25 protein-coding genes and 1 pseudogene are annotated in these 24591 nt (G+C 56.7%); 19 read left to right on the forward strand and 7 right to left on the reverse strand.

The genetic code is table 11. The annotated features are described in order from the left end of the window. Nucleotides 1-386: pseudogene (locus tag AC2FHW_RS07295) on the reverse strand (transposase); the annotation flags it as partial. 99 nt (nt 387-485) lie between these two features. Here AC2FHW_RS07295 and AC2FHW_RS07300 point away from each other — a divergent pair. From AC2FHW_RS07300 to AC2FHW_RS07310, 3 genes are read left to right on the forward strand one after another with little or no spacing between them, the layout of a single operon-like run. After that, the gene (locus tag AC2FHW_RS07300) at nt 486-863 is read left to right on the forward strand and encodes a hypothetical protein (protein WP_142639938.1); all 378 of its coding nucleotides are present in this window, start codon (nt 486-488) and stop codon (nt 861-863) included. Continuing rightward, nucleotides 860-1060 (forward strand): DUF3726 domain-containing protein, encoded by a 201-nt coding sequence (locus AC2FHW_RS07305; RefSeq protein WP_142639936.1) that lies wholly within the window; start codon nt 860-862, stop codon nt 1058-1060. Before AC2FHW_RS07300 ends, AC2FHW_RS07305 begins: the two co-directional genes overlap by 4 nt. Beyond that, nucleotides 1047-1595, forward strand: a complete 549-nt coding sequence (locus AC2FHW_RS07310) for a hypothetical protein (RefSeq protein ID WP_142639934.1) — start codon at nt 1047-1049, stop codon at nt 1593-1595. Before AC2FHW_RS07305 ends, AC2FHW_RS07310 begins: the two co-directional genes overlap by 14 nt. Before the next feature lie 201 nt (nt 1596-1796). Here the strand turns inward: AC2FHW_RS07310 and AC2FHW_RS07315 are convergent, their stop codons facing one another. Continuing rightward, nucleotides 1797-2798 (reverse strand): ester cyclase, encoded by a 1002-nt coding sequence (locus AC2FHW_RS07315; protein WP_142639932.1) that lies wholly within the window; start codon nt 2796-2798, stop codon nt 1797-1799. 158 nt (nt 2799-2956) lie between these two features. Between AC2FHW_RS07315 and AC2FHW_RS07320 the strand changes: the two genes are divergently transcribed. From AC2FHW_RS07320 to AC2FHW_RS07390, 15 genes are all read left to right on the forward strand, one after another. Further along, nucleotides 2957-4006 carry an ABC transporter ATP-binding protein gene (locus AC2FHW_RS07320; RefSeq protein WP_142639930.1) on the forward strand — a complete coding sequence of 350 codons (1050 nt, stop codon included), beginning with the start codon at nt 2957-2959 and terminating at the stop codon, nt 4004-4006. Between the two features lie 83 nt (nt 4007-4089). Next, nucleotides 4090-5316 carry an ABC transporter substrate-binding protein gene (locus tag AC2FHW_RS07325; RefSeq protein WP_496676802.1) on the forward strand — a complete coding sequence of 409 codons (1227 nt, stop codon included), beginning with the start codon at nt 4090-4092 and terminating at the stop codon, nt 5314-5316. A 65-nt stretch (nt 5317-5381) separates the two neighbouring features. After that, nucleotides 5382-6410 carry a carbohydrate ABC transporter permease gene (locus AC2FHW_RS07330; protein WP_142639926.1) on the forward strand — a complete coding sequence of 343 codons (1029 nt, stop codon included), beginning with the start codon at nt 5382-5384 and terminating at the stop codon, nt 6408-6410. 1 nt (nt 6411) lies between these two features. Then, the gene (locus AC2FHW_RS07335; protein WP_496676806.1) at nt 6412-7293 is read left to right on the forward strand and encodes a carbohydrate ABC transporter permease; all 882 of its coding nucleotides are present in this window, start codon (nt 6412-6414) and stop codon (nt 7291-7293) included. 178 nt (nt 7294-7471) lie between these two features. Then, entirely contained in the window at nt 7472-8461 is a 990-nt protein-coding gene (locus AC2FHW_RS07340; protein WP_496676809.1) for a nuclear transport factor 2 family protein, read from the forward strand. A 132-nt stretch (nt 8462-8593) separates the two neighbouring features. Then, on the forward strand, nt 8594-9124 hold the full coding sequence (locus tag AC2FHW_RS07345) for an ester cyclase (RefSeq protein WP_142639920.1): 531 nt from the start codon (nt 8594-8596) through the stop codon (nt 9122-9124). A gap of 11 nt (nt 9125-9135) precedes the next feature. Next, nucleotides 9136-10476 carry a histidinol dehydrogenase gene (hisD, locus tag AC2FHW_RS07350; protein ID WP_142639918.1) on the forward strand — a complete coding sequence of 447 codons (1341 nt, stop codon included), beginning with the start codon at nt 9136-9138 and terminating at the stop codon, nt 10474-10476. Between the two features lie 94 nt (nt 10477-10570). Further along, entirely contained in the window at nt 10571-11620 is a 1050-nt protein-coding gene (locus AC2FHW_RS07355; protein ID WP_185956745.1) for an ester cyclase, read from the forward strand. Between the two features lies 1 nt (nt 11621). Then, on the forward strand, nt 11622-12389 hold the full coding sequence (locus AC2FHW_RS07360; protein WP_271949099.1) for an SDR family NAD(P)-dependent oxidoreductase: 768 nt from the start codon (nt 11622-11624) through the stop codon (nt 12387-12389). Further along, a complete protein-coding gene (locus AC2FHW_RS07365) occupies nt 12389-13408 on the forward strand; it encodes a LacI family DNA-binding transcriptional regulator (protein WP_142639914.1) in 1020 nt (339 codons plus the stop codon). The genes AC2FHW_RS07360 and AC2FHW_RS07365 overlap by 1 nt, the downstream gene beginning before the upstream one ends. After that, nucleotides 13405-14379, forward strand: a complete 975-nt coding sequence (locus AC2FHW_RS07370; protein ID WP_271949097.1) for a nuclear transport factor 2 family protein — start codon at nt 13405-13407, stop codon at nt 14377-14379. Before AC2FHW_RS07365 ends, AC2FHW_RS07370 begins: the two co-directional genes overlap by 4 nt. Nucleotides 14380-14530: 151 nt before the next feature. Beyond that, nucleotides 14531-15493 (forward strand): cupin domain-containing protein, encoded by a 963-nt coding sequence (locus tag AC2FHW_RS07375; protein WP_496821713.1) that lies wholly within the window; start codon nt 14531-14533, stop codon nt 15491-15493. 58 nt (nt 15494-15551) lie between these two features. Then, nucleotides 15552-16676, forward strand: coding sequence for a cobalamin-independent methionine synthase II family protein (locus tag AC2FHW_RS07380; protein ID WP_496676820.1), 1125 nt, complete (start codon nt 15552-15554; stop codon nt 16674-16676). Continuing rightward, on the forward strand, nt 16673-17368 hold the full coding sequence (locus AC2FHW_RS07385; RefSeq protein ID WP_142639907.1) for an alpha/beta fold hydrolase: 696 nt from the start codon (nt 16673-16675) through the stop codon (nt 17366-17368). The genes AC2FHW_RS07380 and AC2FHW_RS07385 overlap by 4 nt, the downstream gene beginning before the upstream one ends. Next, nucleotides 17365-18060: an RraA family protein gene (locus AC2FHW_RS07390; protein WP_142639905.1), complete on the forward strand. Its 696-nt coding sequence runs from the start codon at nt 17365-17367 to the stop codon at nt 18058-18060. Before AC2FHW_RS07385 ends, AC2FHW_RS07390 begins: the two co-directional genes overlap by 4 nt. A gap of 110 nt (nt 18061-18170) precedes the next feature. Here AC2FHW_RS07390 and AC2FHW_RS07395 read toward each other — a convergent pair whose 3' ends face one another. From AC2FHW_RS07395 to ugpB, 5 genes are read right to left on the reverse strand one after another with little or no spacing between them, the layout of a single operon-like run. After that, complete coding sequence (locus tag AC2FHW_RS07395; protein ID WP_496821715.1) at nt 18171-19106, reverse strand: glycerophosphodiester phosphodiesterase family protein; 936 nt, start codon at nt 19104-19106, stop codon at nt 18171-18173. Continuing rightward, nucleotides 19106-20161 (reverse strand): sn-glycerol-3-phosphate ABC transporter ATP-binding protein UgpC, encoded by a 1056-nt coding sequence (ugpC, locus tag AC2FHW_RS07400; protein ID WP_142639901.1) that lies wholly within the window; start codon nt 20159-20161, stop codon nt 19106-19108. The genes AC2FHW_RS07395 and ugpC overlap by 1 nt, the downstream gene beginning before the upstream one ends. Before the next feature lie 3 nt (nt 20162-20164). Continuing rightward, nucleotides 20165-21001, reverse strand: a complete 837-nt coding sequence (gene ugpE / locus AC2FHW_RS07405) for a sn-glycerol-3-phosphate ABC transporter permease UgpE (protein WP_271949133.1) — start codon at nt 20999-21001, stop codon at nt 20165-20167. 20 nt (nt 21002-21021) lie between these two features. Further along, nucleotides 21022-21903, reverse strand: coding sequence for a sn-glycerol-3-phosphate ABC transporter permease UgpA (ugpA, locus tag AC2FHW_RS07410; protein WP_142639899.1), 882 nt, complete (start codon nt 21901-21903; stop codon nt 21022-21024). A 57-nt stretch (nt 21904-21960) separates the two neighbouring features. Next, the gene (gene ugpB, locus AC2FHW_RS07415) at nt 21961-23271 is read right to left on the reverse strand and encodes a sn-glycerol-3-phosphate ABC transporter substrate-binding protein UgpB (RefSeq protein WP_271949090.1); all 1311 of its coding nucleotides are present in this window, start codon (nt 23269-23271) and stop codon (nt 21961-21963) included. Nucleotides 23272-23452: 181 nt separating this feature from the next. Between ugpB and AC2FHW_RS07420 the strand changes: the two genes are divergently transcribed. Further along, entirely contained in the window at nt 23453-24358 is a 906-nt protein-coding gene (locus AC2FHW_RS07420; protein WP_271949087.1) for a LysR substrate-binding domain-containing protein, read from the forward strand. Nucleotides 24359-24591: the final 233 nt, after the last annotated feature.

Consider the following 24591-nt stretch of genomic DNA (forward strand, 5'->3'; position numbering starts at 1 on the left):
AAACGTTCAGCTGGTTGCGTACATGATTAATACAAGCACGACGGCGAGCGGGGCTCAGTAGGGCTTCGCGTTCAGGGCTACAAACCATCCACGGGATGGTTTGCTAACCGCCCTTCATCCTTTGTGGCTTCCGTCAGGATCAGTTTGTCCAGCGTCAGATCTGAAACTGCGCGCCTCAGCCGCTCGTTCTCTTTCTGAAGCCGTTTCAGTTCCTTCAATTGATCAACACCCATTCCGCCGTACTTCTTCCGCCAGCGGTAATAGGTTTGCTCAACAACTCCGATCTGTCTGATCGCATCAAGACGGGACATGCCTTGACCCATCAGAACTTCAACTTGCCGTAACTTCGAGACAATCTCTTCCGGCTTCGGTCTCTTGTTTGCCATTCTAGGTCCTCCGTTTCCTAAACATAAAGGGGGACCAGTTCAGTTGGGGAGGCTCAGCGGCTGGGTTTTGCCGGTGCTGATCCGGGGATTGAGAAACAAATGCCGCTGCCCATCGGGCGCCGTGTTCGCGCCTGCTATGACGTGTTGTTGGAAGACCTTGAAGAGCATCCAGGCAGTGACGTCATTCATTTCCTGTTGCGCCGCCCAGCTCTGAAAAGCATCGTGCGCCGCATCCAAACCATGAGCAGGCACAAATACGCCGAAATCCGAGCCAACCTTGCGGACCGGAACGTGCGCCCCATGGATCTGTTGCGCTGCAAGCTTGCCTTCTTTGGCGTCAGCAAGTTCGCCCCTCGTTCGAAGCTATGGGTACGTAACACAATGTATCAGGGGGCACCGCTGATTGATGACATCGGCCAGACCTATGAAAGCTGGTTCCTGCCACTGAAACCGCAGATTGAGGAGGCACAGGCATGAAAGTATCCCGTAACGAAATGATCACCGCGCTGTCCCGCGCCTACGAAGGAGCCGTGCACGAGATCGGTGACTATGAGGAAGCTGGCCAATTGGTCACTTGGTTGCAAATGGCGGGTCTGAGCGGGTTCGACCGTATCACCCTGCCACCACTGGGCCCCCAAGGGTGGAGCGACTCCGCGGTTGGTGTTCGAAAATGACGACATCGCCGTTCTTGATGCAGGTGGCGCGGATGTCTGCGAGCACGGCTCATTGGCGGCCTATCTGATGCACTCCAAGGCCAACAAGTCGGGCTTTGCGATCATCGAACTGGCCAACTGCCGCTATCCTGGTCTAATCCTGCGAAGCCTGTCGATGGTCGCGCAGTTGGGCGTCTATATCTCAGCCTATCGGAAAGATCAGGTTGGATCACACGGAGCGAGCTTTGAAAGCGGCGCGACTTTCCCGCCTTACTGGCGATTGGATAATGCAGATGACAGAAAAGAAATCTCGACCGTCACTATCATCTGCACAAATCAGCCTGCATTGCTGGCGGACGCGGTGACACGTCAGGTGGAGCAACCCGAACTTCAGCGGTTTGAAATTTCGGCGGCGCAGCTAGCAGCCAACTATAACCAAGCTTTGGAACAGGGGATTGAGGTTGACCCCGGCCAATGGGACGCCCTGAACGCCGCCGCTTGGCCCATTCTCGTTCGCTCAGATACGCAATCCCGCTCAGGCGCCGGGCCCATGTGAGGCTTGGGATATGAGCCAGCGCTTGCTCCGTTTGCAAACAAAAAAAATGCCGCCCCGATTGGGGCGGCGTCGGACCGGAACTCGTTCAGCATGTATTCCCGGTGAATCGGCGCTGGGTCGCCAAAGAACCTTTTGACCCTGCGCGCCATGAGCCAGGGGTAGTGCACAGAGCCAAGGTCTGATGTGCGTCAATCCTGCCGGTTATGTTCGCGGTAGCTCGGACATTCTGGCAAGGATGTCCACACCCTGCTGTTTCCAGAAATGCAAAAGGTCGATGAATATCCAGTTCTCGGCCAACTTATCCCCGTCTCGCCGATAGATATCTATCACCCGAAATTCACCGGCTTTGTCAGTTGCAGGCATTCCCATGAACCCGCCAGTTGGACGGGCTGTGAAGTTCGGCCAGCCAAAAAAACCGCCATAGTGACCCTCTGCCAGGCGGCATATGTGTTTGGTTTTCGACCGGTCAGTGAAACCAGCACGGAAAGGGCCTGCATGCTGTTGGGCGTAGCGTTCGATCGTGTAGGTCGCCCCGATCCCGGATGGCCCCCACCAGATCATGTCTTCGGACCATGTGCGCCGTAGTTCGTCCTCAAGGCTGAGGCCGCTGTTCCATTGGCCCAGATCGGAGATCATAGAGTTGATGGCCGCCAGAGTCCGCTCTCCTTCCGCCGCAGGTTGCGGACCGACCATCAGGCCGTCATGGGTCATGGGCCCCGGCTGCACGAGCTGCGCGGCTGTCTGAGGCGGGAACGGCTGCAATCCGGCCTGCATCATGAAATGAGGTATGTCGAAATACATCGCCGTTTCAGTGATTTTTCCGTTTTCGACCTTGTTGAATTCGCAATAGCGCAGAAATGTCATTTTGCCGTTTGGCGAGATACCTAGCCAATCTTTGTCGAACAGCCCCATGAGATGGCCCATTGATACAACCCAGACCGAGGTGAAACCGTCCATCTCGTTTTCTCCGGCCATGAATACGTCCATACGGCGCTGCATTCGGGTCAGGCTTTGTTTCAGCGGAAGCCAGAACTGGGCACCTACGTCACTGGGGCCATGCAGTTCGTCAAAGGGATGGAATCCGCGCCACAGATAGTCATCGGCGCAATATTTCGAGATCACGTCAGGGACCGCTGATTCTTCAGCTCGGCTCAGAGCTTCATAAAGATCCAGAACAATATTTTTCTCGGCTTCGTAAGGCATATTCTTTTCTTTCAGTGCTTTACCAGGAATTGAGCGCAGGTTTTCTGTATAGTGAAACGTAGATTTGCAAACGCATGCAAAAAAAGCTTGCCTGATGTTCCATCAGATGTCTATGCTCTTGCAAACGTATGCACGACAAGTGCACATGGGAGGACAGAATGGCCGAAATTCAACTTCGCAGTGTTGGGAAACGTTGGGGATCGTTTGTGGGGGTGGATAATTTCGACCTGACTATTGCCGATAAAGAGTTTCTGGTTCTTCTTGGCCCATCAGGCTGTGGCAAGACGACGACCATGCGCATGATTGCGGGTTTGGAGGACGCCAGCGAGGGCGACATTCTGATAGATGGCGAGCGTGTCAATGACATGGAGCCCAAGGACCGCGATGTCGCCATGGTGTTTCAGTCCTACGCGCTCTATCCGAACATGAATGTTTATGAGAATATCCGGTTCCCGCTGAAGGTACGCGGCATCGACCCTTCCACACATGACGAAAAAGTGCGCCGCGCTTCGGCCATGGTCGAACTGGATGACTTTCTGCATCGCAAACCGGCAGAGCTGTCGGGCGGCCAGCGTCAGCGCGTCGCTTTGGCCCGCGCCATTGTTCGCGAGCCAAATGTCTTTCTGATGGACGAACCGCTGTCAAACCTTGACGCCAAGCTGCGTGTTTCGACGCGCGCGCAGATCAAGAACCTCAGCCACGAGCTTGCCGTGACCACGATCTACGTGACTCATGACCAGATCGAAGCGATGACTCTTGCAGATCGTGTGGTGATCATGAAGCAGGGTATCGTGCAGCAGGTTGGCTCTCCGACCGATATTTACGATGCACCCGCAAACACTTTTGTGGCCAGCTTTATTGGCAATCCGGCAATGAACCTTATCGATGGTCAGGTTCAGGATGGGGTGTTTCGGGCTCAGAACACTGAGGTGCATGGGCTGAATGCGTCGGACGGCCCGATTACGCTGGGCTTTCGCGCCGAGGACGCCAATGTCGTGGAAAGCGGCGGCGAGATTAACGGGCCCATCTACACGCAGGAGCTTTTGGGCGACAGCACGATGGTCTCGGTTCGGATCGGTGGCGCGCTGGTTTCGGTCAAAGCCGACAAAACCTATCGCGCTGAAATCGATGATCAGGTTTCAATCCATATCCACACCGATCACTGCCACTTGTTTGATGCGCAAACCGGAACGCGTTTGGAGCGCTGAACAGAAAATCCAAACCCGCATTGCCGGGTTTAACGCAGGTGCAGACTTCGAAGATGCACCCATCTACCTAGGGAGGAATACAAATGTTTCTGAAGAAAATTGCATTGGCTGGGTCCTTGGCCGCCTTTGCCGCCAGCGCAGGTTATGCCTGTGAAATTAGCGGGCGCGTGAATATCGTCGGTAACGAATTTGCGGCCATTCAGGCCGTCGCAACCGGCGCGAAAGAATGCACAGGCGCATCGGTCGATTCAAACCTGACCTCCGAGCACCAGACCATCAACGTGGCTGGTCTGTCCGGAAACCCGTCTGAATACACCAGTGCCATCATCGCCAACAGCTCGATCGTGGCGTTGATGAACGAAGATGTTATTCGGCCGCTCAACGATCTGGTGGAACAGCATGGTCAGGACCTGCAGCCAGGTCAGTTGATCAAGATTGGTGATGACATTATGGCCGTGGCGTTCATGGCGAATGCTCAGCACCTGATGTATCGCAAGGACGTGTTGGAACAGGCCGGTGTCGAAGTGCCGACAACCTATGAAGAATTGCTCGAAGCGGCCAAAGCCATTCGCGAGCAGGGCATCATGCAAAACCCGGTTGGCGGCGCCTATGCGTCGGGTTGGAATCTGGCACAGGAATTCAACAACATTTTTCTTGGCTATAGCGGCAGCCACTTCAAAGCCGGAACAGCTGAGCCCAACGTGAATTCTGAGGCTGGTGTCAATGCGCTGAACATGATGAAGGCTTTGTCGGAATACATGAACCCCGACTTCCTGACCCACGATTCCAATGCCACTAATGCCGAATACCGTGCTGGTAACGTTGCAATCATGAACATGTGGGGTTCACGGGCATCACAGCAAACCACGACCGAAGGCGTGCTTCAGGAAGTGATCGACGGTCATGCGATCGGCGCACCACTGACAGTCGGCGGCGGCTCGACGCCGGCATCGACCCTGTGGTGGGACGGCTGGACCGTCGGCAAGAACATCTCGGATGAAGAAGCCGAGGCTACGTTCATCGCGATGAAACACGGTATCCGTCCTGACATGCTGAACGATGAAACCACGCCGCTGGCGGTATGGTTGATCGAAGGCTACGAGCCTGGTGCGGACGCCGAAGGCGTGTTTGAGGCGGCCAAAATGGGCACACCGCCTTATCCGATGTTGCCTTACATGGGCCTGATGCACAGCGCGCTAGGCAATGAACTTTCAGACTTCATGCAAGGCAAGGAAAGCGCTGAGCAGGCGCTGGCCGATGTCGAAGCCGCATATCGCGCCGCTGCCATCGAACAAGGTTTCCTCCAGTAGGGCCTGACTCGTGCGGGCGTCTGTAAGGGCCGCCCGCACAAACCAATTCACGTGGGGATTGCGACATGCGCCATAAGACCTTCCTGTGGTTCTTCCTGCCCACCGGGCTTGCGATGCTGCTGTTCATCGCGATGCCGATAGTCTCGGTGGTGACCCAATCCATTTTCGCGCCTCATCCGGCCGTTTTGTTAGAGGTCGAAAGCTGCACCCCCCTGATCGGCTGCACGACAGAGACCACGATTGATCAAGAGGCAACAGCCGCCCTTCGCGCCGAGAAACCACTGGGCCGATTTGTCGGATTGGACATTTACCTGGACCGTGGCCACCTGGCGATCCAGGAAATTGGACAGATCTGGGCTGCGAATGAAACCTGGGGCGGTTTCTTCTCAAAGATCGGTAATTTGCCCTTTTACAGGGCAATGGCTTTTACGCTGACCTTCACGTTTGTTGTGACGCCGCTCACAATCATTTTGGGGCTGGTGATTGCGCTGGCAATCAACTCCCTGCACCGAAATCTCAAAGGGCTGCTGATCTTCTTTTCGCTTCTGCCGATGATCGTCACTCCGTTGATTGGCTCGCTTATCCTGTTCTGGATGATTGACAGCCGCGGGGTCATCGGCAACGCCCTAGTATATCTGGCCGGGGATCCGGATTTTAGCCTGAAGGCCTCAACCGGGCTGATGTGGGTGGCGCTGATGGTTTATGGAGTTTGGCACGCCGCTCCATTTGCATTTGTCGTGTTCTATGCGGGGTTGCAAACATTGCCCCAGGATCAAATCGAGGCCGCCCAGATAGACGGGGCAACCCGCTGGCAACAGGTTAAGTTCGTGGTCGTTCCTCATCTCATGCCACTGGTCACATTTGTTGCGTTGATTCAGTTGATGGACAACTTCAAGGTGTTTGAACCGATAATCGGGTTCAGCGCAGGTGCGCACGCACAATCCCTTAGTACATTCATCTTCAACGACTTAGGCGGTGAAACCCGGCAGCTTTCTTCCGCGGCCGCGACCTCTGTGATCACGATAATCGGAGTCGCCATTCTGCTGTCACCGGTGCTTGTCCGCACCTGGCGCGACTTCAAAGGAGCAAGATAATATGGCCAGCCGCGCACAAAGAATGCCTAGAAGTCTCCGGATCGCCACGTCCTTATTTGTGATCCTATGGTTCGTTCTGGCCGCTTTCCCGTTCCTCTGGACGGTCTGGGGTTCGTTCAAGGTAGAGTTGGATTTCTTTTCGATCGCCGACTGGACCAATGCCATCACCGGAGCACGGACCGAAGCCGTCTATGGCTCGCCCTTCACAACCACAGGGTACGAGGGCGCCTGGATACAGGAAGAATTCTGGCGGAATGTTCTCAACACGGGGATCATCTGTTTCTTTGTTGTCACCATCTCGCTCACAATCGGAACGCTGGGGGGCTATGCCCTGTCCCGGTCGACCTACAACTATACGTTCTGGCTATTGATCACGGCACTTATCTTCCGGGCTATGCCACCGATTACGCTGGTCTCGGGATATTTGCTGCCTTTCTTCGAATGGAACATCTGGGGGATCCTTCCAACCACGATCATCGTGCTTGTGGCGATAAACCAGCCGTTCACTCTGTGGATGCTGCATTCTTTCTTTAAGAACATCCCAAGCGAGCTGGATGAAAGTGCCAAGGTCGACGGATGCAACCAGTTCCAGGCATTTCGTCGGGTGATCATTCCGGTGATGTGGCCAGGGGTGATCACCACCGGGCTGTTCTCGTTCCTGCTGGCCTATAACGATTTTGCCGTCGGGGCGATGCTTCTGTCCGAAAGCAACCGCACGATGGTGCCTGCCATTGCCGCGTTTCTTGGTACAACGCAGACCGAAGGTAACGTGATGTTCGCGGTTGCGGCTGTGGTTTCAGCCACAGTTCCACTGTTCATTCTGGTCATGTTCTTCCAGCGACAGATTGTGGGCGGTCTGACGGCCGGGGCTGTGAAAGGCTAACTCTGATGGGACGCACTCATCCTCAGTCCGTATCTGCCCATGCGCATACTGCCAGACTGAATGTGGCTGCGCGCAGGACCCGGCGGCCGGGACGAATTCCATTTGCTTTGATGCGCGCGGGACCTTGCGGGGCGCTTCTCCGAACACGCCCCGAACAGACCCCATTGAGACAGAGAAGATGAAAAACCTCGACCGTAAACCCTTTCTGAGATTCACCGAAGCACAACGCCATCCTGGCAACTTCCGGCCGGCATTTGACGCTTTCTTCGCCCCCGGTGCACATGTCAACGTGGTGCATCCCTTCAATGAGGTCGCGGGCGGCCTCGGGCTGCACGATCACGTCATCGCCCCGCTCGCCGCTGCCTTCGACGGGCTTTTTCGGCGCGATGACATCGTCATGGCCGGCGAATTTGACGGGCAGGACTGGATCAGCGCCACCGGCTATTTCGTTGGTCGGTTCTCGCGCGACTGGCTTGGCATCCGGGCCACAGGCGAGCTTGCCTATCTGCGCTTTGGCGAGTTCCACCGGATGCAGGACGGCAAGGCGGTGGAAAGCTATATCTTCCTCGATATTCCAGAGCTGATGCTGGCCGCTGGACAATGGCCGATCCCCGACAGCCCGGGCAAGACCCGCGGCTTCACCGGCATGATTCAGGGCCCTGCCAGCCATGATGGCATCTTGACCACTCCGCAGGATCCTGCCGAGGGTGCCAAGAGCTATCATATGGTCACAGAAATGCTGGCCGGGCTTGCTACCGAGAACGAGGCTTGGCGCCCCTACTGGCATGACAACATGGTCTGGTACGGCCCCGGCGCCTTCGGTTCTTTCGTCGGGATCGAGAGTTTTGCCAGCTTCCAGGTGCCTTTCGAAGCCACCTTTGAAGGCTGGTCCGGCGGCACTGCGGGCAACGGTATGACGGCGCATTTCACCCGCTATGGCGAAGGTAACTACGTATGCTCGGGCGGTTGGCCCTCGTTAACTGGCGTCCAGGTGAAACCTTTCCTCGGCCAGTCCGCAAGTGGCAAACGCGTCTTCATGCGGGTCTGCGACTGGTGGCGCCGCGAGGACGATCTGCTGGTCGAAAACTGGGTTTTTGTCGATGTCCCGCATGTGCTGTTGCAACTGGGCTATGACCTCTTTGCTGAAATCGCCGAGCAGGCTGCATGAGCTGCTCTGCCAGACATAACGCCGTTGCGCGCCATCCGGCGCTCAACCGGATGCCAAGGGATTTTCTGACGGCGGATTAATCCTCGCCCTCCACACAGAAGACCCCTTGGTAACCATAAAAGGAAGAGAAACATGAAGGGCTCCCGCCCCGAACAGGCCGTGCTGACACGTGACACGGACATGAGCAAAACCGACGAGACCCGCGCCGTGATCGAGGGGATGGTCGATGGTTTGAACGACCACCGTATCGAAGACATCGGCGAATTCTTCGCCGAAGGGTTCCGCTGGCTTGGCAACCAGGGTTGCGGCACCAAGACGGGCCTGAAGGAATTCCAGGAAAACTGGCAACGCCCGTTCCAGGCTGCGTTTTCCGACAAGACCTGCATCGACGAGGCCCGGCTTTATATGGGCGAGTGGGCGGCAGCTTTTGGCCGCCAGGAAGCAACCCATTCTGGCGAATTTCTGGGGATTGCGCCCACCGGCAAGCGCGTCGAGATCCGTTACATGGATTTCTGGAAAGTTGTCGACGGCAAGATCGTCGACAACTGGGTGAATGTCGATTTTGCCCATGTCGCCTCGCAGCTTGGAGTCGATCTGTTCCAGGGCAAAGGGTGGGAAACATTTGACCGGGGAGAAGAAATTCCGCCCCGGCCCGAAAATTGAGGATTAGGACAATGGCTATCGAATATCTGAAAAGCGGCAAACCCGAGGCCGACCGGGCCGAAGATGACGCCAAAACCCGCGCTGTCGTTGAAGCGACGCTGAAAGACATCGAAACCCGAGGTGATGCGGCAGTGCGTGATCTGTCGGAAAAGTTTGATAATTACTCGCCGGAAAGTTTCCGCCTGAGCCAGAAACAGATCGACGAGCTGATCGCCTCATTGACCGAACGCGAGCTGGCCGACATCAAGTTCGCTCAGAAACAGGTGATAAACTTCGCCCAGGCGCAGCGCGACTCAATGCTGGATATCGAGGTTGAAACCTTGCCGGGCGTCATCCTCGGCCACAAGAACATTCCGGTGCAGTCTGTTGGCTGTTATGTTCCTGGCGGTAAATTCCCGATGGTTGCGTCGGCGCATATGTCGGTTGCGACCGCTAAAGTCGCGGGTGTGCCTCGCATCATCGCCTGCACGCCGCCGTTTCAGGGCAAGCCCAATGCGGCCGTGATCGCTGCCATGTATCTGGGTGGGGCGCATGAGATCTATGTCATGGGTGGTATCCAAGCGATTGGTGCCATGGCGATCGGTACGGAAACCATTGATCCGGTCCACATGCTGGTCGGCCCCGGGAACGCCTTTGTGGCAGAAGCCAAACGGCAGCTCTTTGGTCGCGTTGGCATCGACCTTTTTGCGGGCCCGACCGAGACCATGGTCATTGCCGACGAAACCGCTGCCGATGCCGAACTTTGTGCGACCGACTTGTTGGGGCAGGCCGAGCATGGCTACAACAGCCCCTGTGTTCTGGTCACCAACTCGCGCAAGCTGGCCGAAGAAACGCTGAGCGAGATCGACCGTATCCTCGGTATCCTGCCTACCGCCGGAACCGCAAAAGTCAGCTGGGAGGAGTATGGGGAAGTCATTGTCTGCGACACTTATGACGAAATGCTGCAAGTTGCCGATGATATCGCCTCTGAGCATGTGCAGGTGATGACCGACCGTGACGACTGGTTCCTGGAAAACATGACCAGCTATGGCGCGCTGTTTCTTGGGGCGCGGACCAATGTTGCAAACGGTGATAAGGTGATCGGCACGAACCACACGCTGCCGACCAAAAAGGCCGGACGTTATACCGGCGGCTTGTGGGTCGGCAAGTTCATGAAAACTCACAGCTACCAGAAGGTTGTTACTGACGAGGCTGCGGCAATGATCGGCGAATACGGCTCACGCCTGTGTATGCTGGAAGGCTTTGTCGGCCATGCCGAGCAATGCAATATTCGCGTCCGGCGTTATGGGGGCATCAACGTACCTTACGGCGAAGGTGCGGCTTATCGCGAGGCTGCAGACGCGTCCTCATAAGAGTGAGGTCATTGCTGCAGAACTTGCGCTTGGGGTTTGCCCGGGCACCACGGGTTTTGAAAGAAAAGCAGATAACACAATGCGAGATTTCGCAATGGACACACATTCTACCCATAAGGCCCTGATCGCGCCATTGCGCGAAGCCATGTATAACTTTGACGAAACCGGCGTCCGAGCTGCACTGCAGGCGGTGATTGCGCCCGATGCCGTCATCCACATGCCCCATCCATTCGGCGACCTGACCGGGCCGCAGGAACTCTATCATGCCTGCTACACACCGCTTTTGAAATCCATGCCCGATCTGGAACGCCGGGATTGGATTGTGATGGGCGGGCCGACGCAACATGGTGATGATTGGGTCTGCTGTGGCGGCCACTACGTAGGCACCTTCGTCGCCCCTTGGTTGGACATCCCGCCGACCGGGCATCTGACCCATATGCGGTTCCACGAATTCTACCGCTTTGAAAATCGCAAAGTTGTCGAAATCCAGGCACTCTGGGACATTCCCGAAGTGATGATGCAGGCGAAGGCCTGGCCGATGGCCCCGTCTTTGGGGCAGGAGTTCTGTATTCCCGGCCCGGCGACGCTGGACGGTATCGTGCGGGGCCCCTGGGATGAGGCAAAATCGAAGGCCTCCTGCGACCATATCGTTTCCATGCTTGAACATCTGGAAAAGCATCCCAGTCAGGGTGGCCCCGAAGTGATGGAGATGGAAAGGTTCTGGCATCCGCGCATGAACTGGTACGGCCCCGCTGGGATCGGCACCGGGCGCGGCATTGCAGGGTTTCGCAACTGGCACCAGATCCCTTTCCTAGGTGGCATGCCGGACCGAGGCAAATACGCCGACGAGATCACCTTTCATTTCTTTGGTGACGGTGATTATGCAGCTGTTACCGGCTGGCCGGACATGATCCAGACCATCACTCATGACGGCTGGATGGGTATCGCCCCTTCTGGCCAGCGCATCACTATGAGATCGTTGGATTTCTGGCGATTGGAAGATGGCCTGATCCGGGAGAACTGGGTGTTGGTCGACCTGCTGGACGTGTACCGGCAACTGGGCGTAGATGTCTTTGCCCGCCTGCGCGAATTCAACAAAGCGCGTGTCGCAGGTGAAATTCCATACCCAGTCGGCGAGGTCTGATATGCTCAATTTTCCCAGTACCCCTAGTTTCAGTCTAGGCGGCAAACGTGCGCTAGTCGCCGGGGCATCGTCGGGCATAGGTCTGGCCTGCGCCGTAGCGCTGGCAGAGCATGGGGCCGAGGTCACATTGGCGGCGCGCCGCGCAAGTGCGTTACAAGAGATAGCCGATCAGATGACTGCCAGGGGATGGTCTGCCAAGGTGCTTGAGATGGATGTCACCGATGTCGCAGGAACTGCCGCGGCTGTCGCCGAAAACGGGCCGTTTGACATCCTTTTGAACTCGGCAGGGTTTGCACGTCATAGCAAGGCGGTCGAAACGGTGCCCGAAGATTTTGACTTGGTCATGAACGTCAATGTCCGGGGGGCCTATTTCCTAACCCAAGCCGTTGCCAAAGGGTTGCTTGAGGCCGGGCGTCCCGGATCGCTGATAAATATCTCAAGCCAGATGGGCCATGTCGGCGGGCAGGAACGCGCGGTCTATTGCGCCTCCAAGTTTGCGGTCGAGGGCTTTACCAAGGCGATGGCGCTGGAATTCGGGCCCGCAAAGATCCGTGTCAACACGATTTGCCCGACTTTCATCCTGACGGATTTGTCCCGGCCTACATTCGCGGACCCGACCAAACGGGCCTGGATTTTGGACAAGATCAAGCTGGGCCGCCCGGGAGAGATTGAGGATATTATGGGCGCGGTAGTGTACCTGGCATCAGAGGCGTCGGCTTTGGTTACAGGAACAGCAATGTTGGTGGACGGAGGCTGGACGGCAGACTGATGGTTACTCAGAAGGTTACATCGTTGGACGTTGCCCGGCTGGCCGGGGTCAGCCAATCCGCCGTTAGCCGGGTCTTTACGCCTGGTGCATCTGCCTCGCAAAAAACGGTCGCGAAAGTGCGCAAGGCAGCGGATGAGCTGGGATATCGGCCAAATTTTCTGGCCCGTGCGGTGGTCTCGGGCAAAAGCCGGATCATTGGACTTGTGGTCGCCTATCTGAACAATCAGTTCTATCCTGAAGCGTTGGAAAAGCTGACAAACAAGTTGCAAGAGCGCGGCTACCACGTGCTGGTCTTCATGGCGTCGCATCAAGCCGGCAACATAGACAACGTGATCGAAGAAATACTGGATTTTCAGGTTGATGGGATTATCGCGGCTTCGGTGGCTTTGTCGTCGGATCTGTCGGATCGTTGTCTGGCTGCCGGTGTGCCGATGGTGCTGTTTAACCGGGTTCAGGACGACCCGGCCATGTCGGCGGTCACCTCGGACAATATCGCGGGTGGGCGCAAGGCTGCCGAATTCCTTTTGGCCGGGGGGCATAAAAAGATCGGGTACATCGCCGGTTGGGAAGGCGCGTCGACCCAGCGCGACCGCGAAGCAGGTTTCAGGGCCGCCTTGCATGATGCGGGGGCGGAACTGCATGCGCGCGGCGTTGGGAACTTCACCAGCGAACAGTCGCGGGCGGCAACGCTTGAGATGTTTGCTTCGGACCCGCCCGACGCCGTTTTTGTGGCCAATGACCACATGGCTATTGCAGTGATGGACACCCTCAGATTCGAGTTGGGCCTAAGGATTCCCGAAGATGTTTCGGTTGTCGGATATGACGATGTGGCCGTTGCAGCATGGCCAACATATAGCCTGACCACTGTACGACAGCCTGCAAACCGTATGGTTGCCGAAACCGTGGACATTTTGCTGAGCAAAATCGAAGGGCCCGATGTTGGTCCGCACCGATTGGAAATAGATGGACCGCTGATTGTTCGCGGTTCTGCACGTATACCTGAAGGATGGAAGACATGAAGGGATTTGACCCGAAATTCAAAGATTTCCCTGACTATATTATTGGGATCACAAAAGAAATCTGGGAAGATCGGGGCATTGCCACGCTGCACCATTACTATGCACCCGATATCGTGGTTCGATCCCCGGGGTCAGTTGTCGTTGGCAATCAGGGCGTCATTGCCGCTACCATGGCAACGCTTGCCGAGTTCCCCGACCGCACATTGCTGGGTGAGGATGTGATTTGGTCCGGCACACCGGAAAATGGCATGCTGTCCTCGCACAGGCTTTTGTCGACTGCGACCCATCTGGGCGGCGGTGTCTATGGGAAGGCTACCGGGAAAAAGCTGGTCTACCGTATCCTTGCTGACTGTCACGCCATAAACAACCAGATCAACGATGAATGGCTGATCCGCGACCAGGGTGCGATTGTCCAACAGATGGGTTGGGACCCAAAAGAATATGCCCGCGATCTGATCGCCCGCGAAGGCGGCCCAGAGGCTTGCGCCCAGCCTTACACGCCGGCGAATGATCAGCCTGGACCTTACAAAGGGCGTGGTAATGACAATGAATGGGGTCAGAAATACGCCGACATTCTGAACCGGGTCATGTCTGCAGACCTGAGCGTGATCAGTGCCGAGTATGACCGCGCAGTGCAATCGGAATATCCGCGCGGCACGACTGGTCACAGCTGGGCTCCGGTCGATCGCTTTTGGATGGGACTTCGCGCCTCTTTCCCGAATGCCGAGTTCAAAATTCAACATCAGATCGGTCGCGATGACCCAATGATGCCGCCCCGCGCCGCGATCCGCTGGTCGCTGCATGGCAAGCATGATGGATGGGGTGTGTTCGGCACGCCGACGGGGGCCGAGGTCTTTGTGCTGGGTATCAGCCACGCCGAATTCGGCCCCTGGGGCCTGCGCCGTGAATACACTCTGTTTGATGAAACGTCGGTCTGGAAACAGATCCTTTTGAAAACCGGTGATCTGTAAAATGTCGCATCGTCTCTCAAATCTGGAGGCTGGGCAGGCCCTGCGGCTTTTTCACGCCCACCGGGCCAGCCTGCGTGCCCGGCGACTGAACAACCGCCCGCCTGGTTTCGGAGTTTGACCGCAGCGAACTCCAACCAAAAGGAAGACTGAAATGAGTACCATCCAAAGCCGCATCGTCCGTTATGGCGAATTGAAACCCTGTAAAACCGCGTTCATCGACGCCCATACCCCGGGGTCAGATCAAAAGGAAAACTTCACCATCATCGGCGGGGGCGTATCTGAAAGCCCCGACCAGCATGTCCACATCACCGACAAGATTGGTTTCAACATCGGTGCCGCAGGCCAACCGCCGAGATGCCGGAACTCTCTGCATAGCCACACCACGGCCGAAGTGTTCTTTGTCGCCAAAGGCCGTTGGCGGTTCTTCTGGGGCAGATACGGATCGGCTGGTGAGTTCATTGCCGAAGAAGGAGACATCTTCAACATCCCGACCGGTATCTTCCGCGGGTTTGAAAATGTGGGGCAGGACTATGGGATGATCATGGCGGTCCTTGGTGGTGACGATGCCGGGGGCGGGGTCACCTGGGCGCCGCAGGTTATTCAGGATGCGCAGGCCCATGGCTTGATGCTGGGAAACAATGGGGTTCTTTACGACAGCAAAAAAGGGGCAACGCTGCCGCATAACGTACAGCCCATGCCCTTGCTGACTGAAGAGCAGTTGAAAGCCTATCCCGAGGTCCCCGTCGAAAATGTGATTGGCAATTACGTGGCCCGCTATTGGGATTTGATGGCGCTGTCATCAAACAAGCCTGCCGTTGTGATCGGTGAAAACGGCCTGATCAAAGACAAGCCGGGTTTCGAGGTTGATTTCCTTGGTCGCGGCTCGTGCGTGTCTGATCCGGTCAAAGCCGAAAAGCCTGTGGTCTTGATGCCGGCCAGTGGCCACTGGCGGATTACGATTGAGGATGTCGAAACAACCCTGACAAATGGGGATACCGCACTGGTTCTGCCCGGCGAAAGCTATGGCGTCACGCCTTCGATGACCGGTGACGCGGGGCTCTATCGCGTTACCGCAACCGAAGATCCGGCAGGTACAACTTGGACAGGTGCATGAAACAAACTGCGCTGCCTTCCGGGCGGCGCAGATTAGACTTGCAGAGGGAGAAGAAGGAATGACCCGCATTTCAACCACACATGTAGGGAGCCTTCCGCGTAGTCAGGAGGTCGTGGATTTCATCTTTGCGCGCGAGCGTGCAGAGCCATTTGACGCGGATGCGTTTGATGCCTGTATGACCTCGGCCGTGTCCGAGACAGTGCGCAAACAGGTCGAAGCCGGGGTCGATATCGTATCGGATGGCGAGACATCGAAGATCTCATACGCCACCTATGTCAAAGACCGCTATACCGGCTTTGACGGGGACAGCCCGCGCAACGCGCCAGCGGATCTGAAGATGTTTCCCGGCTTCCTGAAACGTCTGGCTGATGATGGCGGTACGCCACAATATGCGCGCCCAATGTGTGTGGGTGAGGTGCGGTCAAAAGGGCAAGGTGAACTGCAAAAAGACATCGACAACCTCAAGGTCGCCATGGCCGCGCATGGTGTCGAGCGTGGTTTTATGAACGCGGCCAGCCCGGGTGTCATCTCGCTGTTTCTGCAAAATGATTTCTACCCCACGCGTGAAGCCTATCTGGCTGCACTCGCCGATGCGATGAAGCAAGAGTACGAAACCATTGTGGGGGCCGGTCTGGATCTACAGCTGGATTGCCCCGACCTGGCCTTGTCTCGCCATATGCTGTTCTCTGACCTTTCGGACGAAGAATTTGTCAAAGTCGCCAATTTGCATGTTGAGGCCCTGAACCACGCATTGCAGGACGTTCCCGCTGACAAGGTGCGCGTCCATATTTGCTGGGGCAATTACGAAGGACCGCATTGTTGCGACATTGGAATGGACAAAGTGTTCGGCACGCTGATGTCGACCAAATCCCGCTATGTCCTGTTCGAAACCTCGAACCCCCGTCATGCGCATGAATGGACAGTGTTCCGTGACCGCAAAGCCGAAATACCAGAGGACAAAGTGCTTGTACCTGGCGTTGTCGACACTACGACAAATTTTGTCGAACATCCGGAACTGGTCGCCCAACGTATTGAACGGTTTTCGAATATTGTTGGCGGCGAAAGAGTGATCGCGGGCTCGGATTGCGGATTTGGCACTTTTGCCGGATTTGGTGCGGTTGATCCTGATATCGCCTTTGCCAAGCTTGGATCTCTGGCCGACGGGGCTGCATTGGTCACATGAAACCACTTGTAATGTTGCCCGGCATGATGTGCGACGCCCGGCTTTTTGCCCCGCAGATCGCGGCGCTTTCGAGCAGCAATCCTGTCCTCTACGCGCCGATTGGGGGGCATGACACGGTGCAGGCTTTGGCCGCCGAAGTGTTGTCTTATGCGCCCCCGCGCTTTGTCCTTGCGGGTCTGTCCATGGGTGGCATCGTTGCGATGGAAATAATCCGGCAGCAACCGCAGCGCGTCGTCAGCGTGGCGCTGATGGATACCAACCACTTGGCCGAACGGGATGACGTCAAAGCCAAGCGTGGTCCACAAATCGCTTCTGTGTCCAGTGGGGGCTTGGGCCGGGTCATGGCCGAGGAGATGAAACCGAATTACCTGACCGATGGCCCGAACCGCGAGGCAATTCTGAACCTGTGCATGGATATGGCCTTGGGTCTTGGACCGGATGTTTTTATCAACCAGTCCAAAGCATTGCGAGATCGCCCTGACCAAAGCGATACCTTGCGCGGTTATACCGGGCAGGCCCTGATCCTGTGCGGGAAAGATGATGCTCTGTGCCCGGTTTCGCGACACGCTTTGATGCATGAACTTCTCACGAATAGCCGTTTCGAGGTCATCGAACAGGCGGGGCATTTGCCTACACTTGAACAACCCGAACGGACGACAGCGGCTCTGTGCCGTTGGCTGGAGGCACTATGAAAAAACCCTTCCTGGATCTTTTGAAATCCGTCGACACCCCCACCGTTTGCAATGCGATCGAAGTGGCGCAAGGCAAGCGTGGGTTTGACAATTTCACGCGGGGCACAATGCTGTGCTCGGATCCCGATGCGGGGGCAATGGTCGGTTATGCCAGAACGGCAAAAATCGCGGCGGTGAACCCTCCCGAAGACCCTCCCGAAGTGATCCGTCAGCGCCGGATGGATTACTACCGGCATATGGCAACGGGCACAGGCCCGGCTGTCACGGTTGTCGAAGATTTGGATTTCCCGGACTGCATCGGTGCTTACTGGGGTGAGATCAATACCACGGTCCACAAAGGGTTTGGCATCAGCGGTGCGTTGACCAACGGCGTGATGCGGGATCTGGGCGATTTGCCGGATGGGTTTCCGGTTGTGGCGGGCTCGGTCGGTCCAAGCCACGGGTTCGTGCATGTCAAAGAGGTGGGCACTCCGGTGACCATCTTCAGCCTCTCGATCAAGGACGGGGACCTGGTGCATGCGGACCGGCACGGCGCTTTGGTGATCCCGCCCGAAGTGGTGGACAGCCTGGAACAGGCGATCCGCAAATTGCTTGAAACCGAAAAGCTTATTCTTGGCCCAGCACGCGCGTCAGAGTTCGATTTTGAGGTCTTTGAACAAGCATGGGCTGCGTTCGAATCCTCGCGCACGTAGTGCAGCAACAACCGCGCGGCCCAGCCATAGACTAACCCGGCAGCGAGCCGATGTGATCCTGAATAGGCCCGTCACCGGCGATGGCGATTGTGTCGGAAATCACGGCTGGATCACACCCATCTCATGCCCAAATCCGACAGATGCCTCTGAACCCGTCCAGGATAGTCCGAGACGATGGCATCGACACCCAGATCAATCATCCTGCTGATATCCGCCGGTTCATTGACCGTCCATACGGCTACGCAAAGCCCAAGTTCTTTGGCAAGCGCGACGTCCTCAGAAATCACATCTGCGAAATACGGACACCAAAGCGCGCCGCCCGCTTGCTTGACCATTTGCGGGATTTTTTCGCTTTGGCCTCGAAAGTCCGGACAAACGGCCTTGGAGGAATCCTCGCCAAGGTCATCGGCATTTTCGGGAAGCTGCGTCAGGTAAGATGACGGCATGTCAGGTGCCTGCCGCTGACAGACTTCCAACAGGGTCCAGTCAAAGCTGTGCAGCAACACGCGATCGGATAGGCCAGCGGCCCGAACCTGCTGTACCACGCATGTGACAAAGCGGTCCAGATAGGCCGCGTCATGGGCCAGATCCGGATCGGATTTCAGTTCGAGCATCAGATTGGCTTCGCCGTATTCCGGCCGATTGATCAGATCCAGCAGATCCTGCAGCTTTGGCACGCGAACACCGTCCAGTTGGGCCTGATCGGGGAACCGTCGACCATAATCCGAGTGTCCGTCCAAGCGCCCGATTTCGAACTGTTGAATCTGGTTGAAGGACAGGGATGAGACTTTGGGTTCTTTTCCGGTCAAAAACTGACCGCTGGCATCCCGAAAGGTCGGCGCATGCAGCCGATGGTTATGGGTTATGACGGGCACATCATCCGCCGTCAGCACCACGTCAAACTCAAGAAGCGGAACCCCGATGGACAGCGTAAAATCAAAACCGATCATGCTGTTTTCGGGCAGGACGCCGCGTGCCCCCCGGTGCCCTACTACACGGATCAGGTTTTTACCGCCGCGAAACGCCTCGACCTGCGGGAAAAGCATCAGCCCTCGAGCCTTATGCCAGAGGCCGGGTCAAACAGATGCATATGCTCTGGCGCAACAGAAAAACGCATATTGGGATGACGGCCTTCGATCGGATGAACACCCGGAAGGCTGATCGTGATTGCCGCGCTAGTGCCTGACACCTGACCGTGCAGCAAAGTATTCGCCCCCAGCGGTTCGGCTATCTGAACTACGACATCAAAGGGCCCGTTTTCATCAAGGAACAGATGCTCTGGCCGTATGCCCAATCTGAACGGGCCATCGGGCCCGCCTGATGGGCCAATCTCGGTATCGTTGATCCTGATCTTTCCGCCCTGGCGCTCTGCGTCAAAGGTATTCATCGCCGGGCTGCCGATGAATTGCGCAGCGAACAGCGTCCGCGGCGTCTCATAGACCTCAAGCGGGGTGCCGATCTGTTCTGCAACACCACCGTTCATCACGATCATCCTGTCGGCCATGGTCATGGCCTCTACCTGATCATGGGTCACGTATAACGAAGTGATACCCAGCTTTTCTTGCAGTTCGCGGATTTCCAGGCGCATCTGGACACGCAGCTTTGCATCCAGGTTTGAGAGCGGCTCATCAAACAGGAACACGGCAGGTTCGCGGACAATAGCGCGGCCCATGGCAACCCTTTGGCGTTGACCGCCTGAAAGCTGACGGGGCTTGCGGTCAAGCAGCGGCTCAAGCTGCAACAGCTTAGCGGCCGCGGTCACCTTCTGGTCAATCTGAGCCTTGGGCAATCCGGCGATTTTCAGACCATAGCCCATGTTCTGGCGTACCGACATATGGGGGTACAGAGCATAGTTCTGGAACACCATCGCAATGTCCCGGTCCATCGGCTCCTTGTCATTGGCGCGCTCTTCGCCAATCCGGATTTCGCCGGATGTCACAGTCTCAAGCCCGGCCACCATCCGCAGCAAAGTGGATTTGCCGCAGCCGGAGGGGCCCACGATCACGATAAACTCGCCATCCGCGATATCGACGTCGATGCCATGAATGACGTCCGTCGGGCCAAAGCTCTTTTTGACGTTCTCAAGGGATACTGTTGCCATTTCTTATTTCTCGCTATCGACAAGGCCGCGGACAAAAAGCTTTTGCATCGACACCACCACAAGGACCGGTGGGATCATAGCCAGGATCGAGGTCGCCATGATCGTCGGCCAATGGGCAAAATCATCGCCCGAGGGGAACATCTGTTTGATGCCCATCACGATGGTGTTCATCTCAGGATCGGTGGTGATCAGCAGCGGCCAGAGATATTGGTTCCACCCATAGATGAACAGGATCACGAACAGGGCCGCGATGTTGGTTCGGCTCATCGGGATCACGATATCAACGAAGAACCGCATCGGGCGGGCGCCATCCACCCGCGCGGCCTCGGCCAGTTCGTCCGGGATGGTCAGAAAGAACTGGCGGAACAGGAACGTGGCCGTGGCCGAGGCGATCAGCGGAAAGATCAGCCCCGAATAGCTGTTGAGCATACCAAACCCGGCCACCACCTCGAAGGTCGGGACAATCCGCACCTCAACCGGCAGCATCAGGGTCAGGAAGATCAGCCAGAAAAACGTGTTCCGCCCGGGAAAGCGGAAATAGACGATGGCAAAGGCTGACAGGAGCGAGATGACGATCTTGCCCACGGCAATGCCAATCGCCATCACCAGGCTGTTGAACAGCATCGTTGCGACCGGGACGTTCACGCCTGAGAACAGGGCCGCCTTGTAATTCACCCAGAACTGATCACCTGGCACAACCGGCATCGGGGGCGAAATGATATCGGCCTGCGTGACGGTCGAGGCCACAAAGGCCAGCCAGATCGGGAAGAAGATGACCAGAACGCCAAGGATCATAAACGCATGGGTCAGCCACAGGCCCGCACCACGTTTCTCGACCATTCCATGTTGTTGGGCCGCCATCAGTAATGCACCCTCTTCTCAACATATTTGAACTGGATCACTGTCAGTAGGCCGACAACCACCAGCAGGATGACCGACTGGGCCGAAGACGACCCCAGATCTTGGCCCACAAACCCATCGGAAAAGACTTTGTAGACCAGGATGGTTGTGGCTTGTTGCGGACCCCCTCCGGTGATCGTGTGGATCACGCCGAAAGTTTCAAAGAAGGCATAGACAATGTTCACGACCAGCAGGAAGAACGCGGTCGGCGACAAAAGCGGCAGTACGATGGTAAAGAACCGGCGCCAAAAATGGGCCCCATCAATCGCCGCCGCTTCGATGACCGAGCGAGGCACGGATTGCAGCGCGGCAAAGAAGAACAGAAAGTTATAGCTGATGCGACCCCAGGCCGAGGCGACAACGACCAGCCCCATGGCCTCGGCATCGTTCAGGACGTGGTTCCAGTCATAGCCAAGCTGGCCCAGATACCATGCGACCACACCAACGCGGGTGTTGAACATGAACAGCCACAGCACACCGGCCACGGCAGGGGCAACGGCGTAGGGCCAGATCAGCAGGGTCCGATACACGCCTGATCCTTTGATCAGCCGGTCTGCGATGACCGCCAGAAACAAGGCCGGGATCATCGAGCACAAGGTCACAAGCGTCGAAAACACCGCCGTCGTCACGAATGAGGCGCGGTAGTATTTATCGCTCAGCAGGAATTCGAAATTGCCCAGTCCGACGAACTGAGACGACAGCCCGAACGGGTCGGGAATGAACAACGATTGCCATACGGCCTGACCAGCAGGATAGAAAAAGAAGACGGCGGAAATGATGACCTGCGGGGCGATCAGCGCAAGCGGCAGCAGCCAGCCGCGAAAAATGACGCGTTTTTCCATTCTATTGGCCCACCAGAGTAGAATGCGGGCCCAACGAGGCCCGCATCAGATTACGACTTATTGATTGGCGGATTCGAACCGGCGCAGCAGCGCGTCGCCGCGTTCCTTCGCACTGTCCATCGCCTCTTGGGCGGTCTTTTCACCGGCCCAGATGGCCTCAAGCTCTTCGTCGATGATCCCACGGATCTGGTCGAATGATCCCAGACGCAGACCTTTCGAGTTTGCCGTCGGCTCTTTCGCGGTCATCTGGATGACGGCGATGTCAGTGCCCGGGTTTTCGTCATAGAAACCAGACGCTCGGGTCGCCTCACCTGCCTCAGTAGTGATGGGCAAATAGCCGGTGTTCTGGTGCCAGGCCGCCTGAACGTCAGACGAGGACAGGAAGCTGAGGAACTCGCCGACGCCTTTGTATTCATCGGCCTCATGACCTTCCATGACCCACAGTGAGGCACCACCGATGATGGTGTTCTGCGGCTCGGCCGTGACAGCTTCCCAATAGGGCAGTGGGCGCACGTCGAAATCAAACTCGGCTTCGGCTTTGATTCCGGCGTATCCCGCCGAGCTTTCGGTGAACAGGGCGCATTCGCCGGACCGGAAGTTCGCGCCACCTTCGTTGCGGCGGCCCGTGTAGATGAACTTGCCGTCCTTGGCCCAGTCACCCATCGCGGTCAGGTGTGCAACCTGGGCCGGACCATTCAGCATCAGCTCGGTATCCAGACCGGCAAAGCCGTTATCCTGCGAGGCGAAGGGGACGTCGTGATAGGCTGACAGGTTCTCAAGATGAATCCAGCTTTGCCATGCAGTGACCAACGGGCAATCTTCACCACCGGCCTTGAGCTGCTCCAGCGTTTCCCCGACCTTTTCCCAGGTCGACAGATCGGTGTCAGGATCAACGCCCGCCGCTTCGAACGCATTGCGGTTGACCCAAAGAACCGGTGTTGACGAGTTGAAGGGCAGGGACAGCATGTCGCCATCCGTGGTCGTATAATACCCTTTGACCGAGCCGATATAGGCGTCCGGATCAAATGACGCACCGCTTTCAGCCATCACCTCATAGACCGGTTTGATCGCGCCCTGGGCCGACATCATAGTTGCGGTGCCAACCTCGAATACCATCAGGATCTGCGGTTGTTCACCGGCGCGGAACGCGGCGATGCCTGCATTCAGGGTTTCCGAATAGTTGCCCTTGTGGCTTTCAACCACGACATATTCATCCTGGCTGGCGTTGAATTCTTCAACCTGAGCTTTCACAAGCTCACCCAGGCGGCCGGTAAAGGCATGCCAGAACTGAACTTCGGTTTGCGCCATTGCCGCGATCGGGGACAAGGCTGTCGATACGGCAAGAGCGCCAAGCAATTTCGTTTTCATGATTCCTCCCATGCATCAAAGGCGATGCTTCGTTGAATACCGAGCGCTACGCGTAATCGGCACACATGACGATTTCACGACGTTAACGTTACAGAAATATAATTCAAGCCTGATTTTCTGGCAAAAAATATAATACGATGTTATGAAGTGACCGAGATTTGCAGCAAAAACAGGACGCTCCATGAGCCAAACCCTGAGAATCCGGCAGCTAGAAGCGCTTATGGCGGTGACCGTCAATGGCTCGGTCACGGCTGCCGCATCCGATCTGGGTGTCAGCCAGCCCGCGGTCAGCAGGTTGCTTTCAGACTTGGAAAAATCGCTTGGGTTTCAACTGTTCGACCGCCGCGAAGGTCGATTGGTTCCGACGCAAGAGGTCCGCTATCTGCAACCCAGCGTAGAGCGCGTGCTGGAATTGATGCGGCAGATCTCGGATGTCAGTCAGGACATCACGCAACGCAAAGCCGGGCATATTCGCGTCGCCTGCCTTCCTGGCTTCGCCACCAGTCACTTACCAGATGTTGTAGCCGGATTTCTGAGCGACCGGCCTGGCGTCACCATGACGATAGAGCCGGATCGGCCCGAGCGCATCCTGGAGTGGATGATCGGCGAGCAATATGATTTCGGAATCACAGATGGGTTTAATGGCCACCCGGCTGTCGAAAGCACCCATATTGATATCCGCACAGTTTGCGTCATTCCCGCAGGCCATGCGCTGGAAGACCTTTCGACCGTGACACCGGCAGATATTGCCGATCAGAAGATCATCCACACCCGGCGCGACAGCGACTTTTTCGCGCGCCTGTCGCGTGCATTTCAAAACTCGAATGTCGAACTGAACTCGCATATCGAGGTTCGGCAATTCACGGCCGCTTGCGAATTGGTGGTGAAGGGCGTTGGGGTGTCTGTCGTTAGCGAACTGGACGCAGTACAATATCAGAACAGGGGGTTGAGCTATCGGTCTTTCAGGCCATTTCTGCCTCATACGCTGTCGCTGGTGCGACCGGTTTTGAAGCAACCATCGCTGGTCACGCTGGAATTCATAGAACAGTTCAGCGACAGCCTTGGACCTTTCATCGCCGATCCTTAGCTGGATACAGTCGCAAGCGTTGCCCGATTGATTGCCTGAACGCGGCTTTGGGCATTGGCAAGATTTTACAAAAATCGAATTGAGACCCCGGGATTGCTTTACGCGCCCTGAAACTTGTGGGCAAACTGACTTGGTTCATGCCCAGTTCGACGCGTGGCAGGACCTGCCAGCCAGTGTCACACCACTGTTTCGCAGGGCCTGCACAAGTCGCGTCGACAAACGAAAATGAAAGG

The organism is Ruegeria sp. YTSA108 (assembly GCF_059610185.1).

What these genes read in the sequence shown, in the direction of transcription:
- AC2FHW_RS07300 (WP_142639938.1), top strand. Translation starts at nt 486, where the DNA reads ATGCCGCTGCCCATCGGGCGCCGTGTTCGCGCCTGCTATGACGTGTTG.
- AC2FHW_RS07305 (WP_142639936.1), top strand. Translation starts at nt 860, where the DNA reads ATGAAAGTATCCCGTAACGAAATGATCACCGCGCTGTCCCGCGCCTAC.
- AC2FHW_RS07315 (WP_142639932.1), bottom strand. Translation starts at nt 2,798, where the DNA reads ATGCCTTACGAAGCCGAGAAAAATATTGTTCTGGATCTTTATGAAGCT.
- AC2FHW_RS07320 (WP_142639930.1), top strand. Translation starts at nt 2,957, where the DNA reads ATGGCCGAAATTCAACTTCGCAGTGTTGGGAAACGTTGGGGATCGTTT.
- AC2FHW_RS07325 (WP_496676802.1), top strand. Translation starts at nt 4,090, where the DNA reads ATGTTTCTGAAGAAAATTGCATTGGCTGGGTCCTTGGCCGCCTTTGCC.
- AC2FHW_RS07330 (WP_142639926.1), top strand. Translation starts at nt 5,382, where the DNA reads ATGCGCCATAAGACCTTCCTGTGGTTCTTCCTGCCCACCGGGCTTGCG.
- AC2FHW_RS07335 (WP_496676806.1), top strand. Translation starts at nt 6,412, where the DNA reads ATGGCCAGCCGCGCACAAAGAATGCCTAGAAGTCTCCGGATCGCCACG.
- AC2FHW_RS07340 (WP_496676809.1), top strand. Translation starts at nt 7,472, where the DNA reads ATGAAAAACCTCGACCGTAAACCCTTTCTGAGATTCACCGAAGCACAA.
- AC2FHW_RS07345 (WP_142639920.1), top strand. Translation starts at nt 8,594, where the DNA reads ATGAAGGGCTCCCGCCCCGAACAGGCCGTGCTGACACGTGACACGGAC.
- hisD (WP_142639918.1), top strand. Translation starts at nt 9,136, where the DNA reads ATGGCTATCGAATATCTGAAAAGCGGCAAACCCGAGGCCGACCGGGCC.
- AC2FHW_RS07355 (WP_185956745.1), top strand. Translation starts at nt 10,571, where the DNA reads ATGGACACACATTCTACCCATAAGGCCCTGATCGCGCCATTGCGCGAA.
- AC2FHW_RS07360 (WP_271949099.1), top strand. Translation starts at nt 11,622, where the DNA reads ATGCTCAATTTTCCCAGTACCCCTAGTTTCAGTCTAGGCGGCAAACGT.
- AC2FHW_RS07365 (WP_142639914.1), top strand. Translation starts at nt 12,389, where the DNA reads ATGGTTACTCAGAAGGTTACATCGTTGGACGTTGCCCGGCTGGCCGGG.
- AC2FHW_RS07370 (WP_271949097.1), top strand. Translation starts at nt 13,405, where the DNA reads ATGAAGGGATTTGACCCGAAATTCAAAGATTTCCCTGACTATATTATT.
- AC2FHW_RS07375 (WP_496821713.1), top strand. Translation starts at nt 14,531, where the DNA reads ATGAGTACCATCCAAAGCCGCATCGTCCGTTATGGCGAATTGAAACCC.
- AC2FHW_RS07380 (WP_496676820.1), top strand. Translation starts at nt 15,552, where the DNA reads ATGACCCGCATTTCAACCACACATGTAGGGAGCCTTCCGCGTAGTCAG.
- AC2FHW_RS07385 (WP_142639907.1), top strand. Translation starts at nt 16,673, where the DNA reads ATGAAACCACTTGTAATGTTGCCCGGCATGATGTGCGACGCCCGGCTT.
- AC2FHW_RS07390 (WP_142639905.1), top strand. Translation starts at nt 17,365, where the DNA reads ATGAAAAAACCCTTCCTGGATCTTTTGAAATCCGTCGACACCCCCACC.
- AC2FHW_RS07395 (WP_496821715.1), bottom strand. Translation starts at nt 19,106, where the DNA reads ATGCTTTTCCCGCAGGTCGAGGCGTTTCGCGGCGGTAAAAACCTGATC.
- ugpC (WP_142639901.1), bottom strand. Translation starts at nt 20,161, where the DNA reads ATGGCAACAGTATCCCTTGAGAACGTCAAAAAGAGCTTTGGCCCGACG.
- ugpE (WP_271949133.1), bottom strand. Translation starts at nt 21,001, where the DNA reads ATGGTCGAGAAACGTGGTGCGGGCCTGTGGCTGACCCATGCGTTTATG.
- ugpA (WP_142639899.1), bottom strand. Translation starts at nt 21,903, where the DNA reads ATGGAAAAACGCGTCATTTTTCGCGGCTGGCTGCTGCCGCTTGCGCTG.
- ugpB (WP_271949090.1), bottom strand. Translation starts at nt 23,271, where the DNA reads ATGAAAACGAAATTGCTTGGCGCTCTTGCCGTATCGACAGCCTTGTCC.
- AC2FHW_RS07420 (WP_271949087.1), top strand. Translation starts at nt 23,453, where the DNA reads ATGAGCCAAACCCTGAGAATCCGGCAGCTAGAAGCGCTTATGGCGGTG.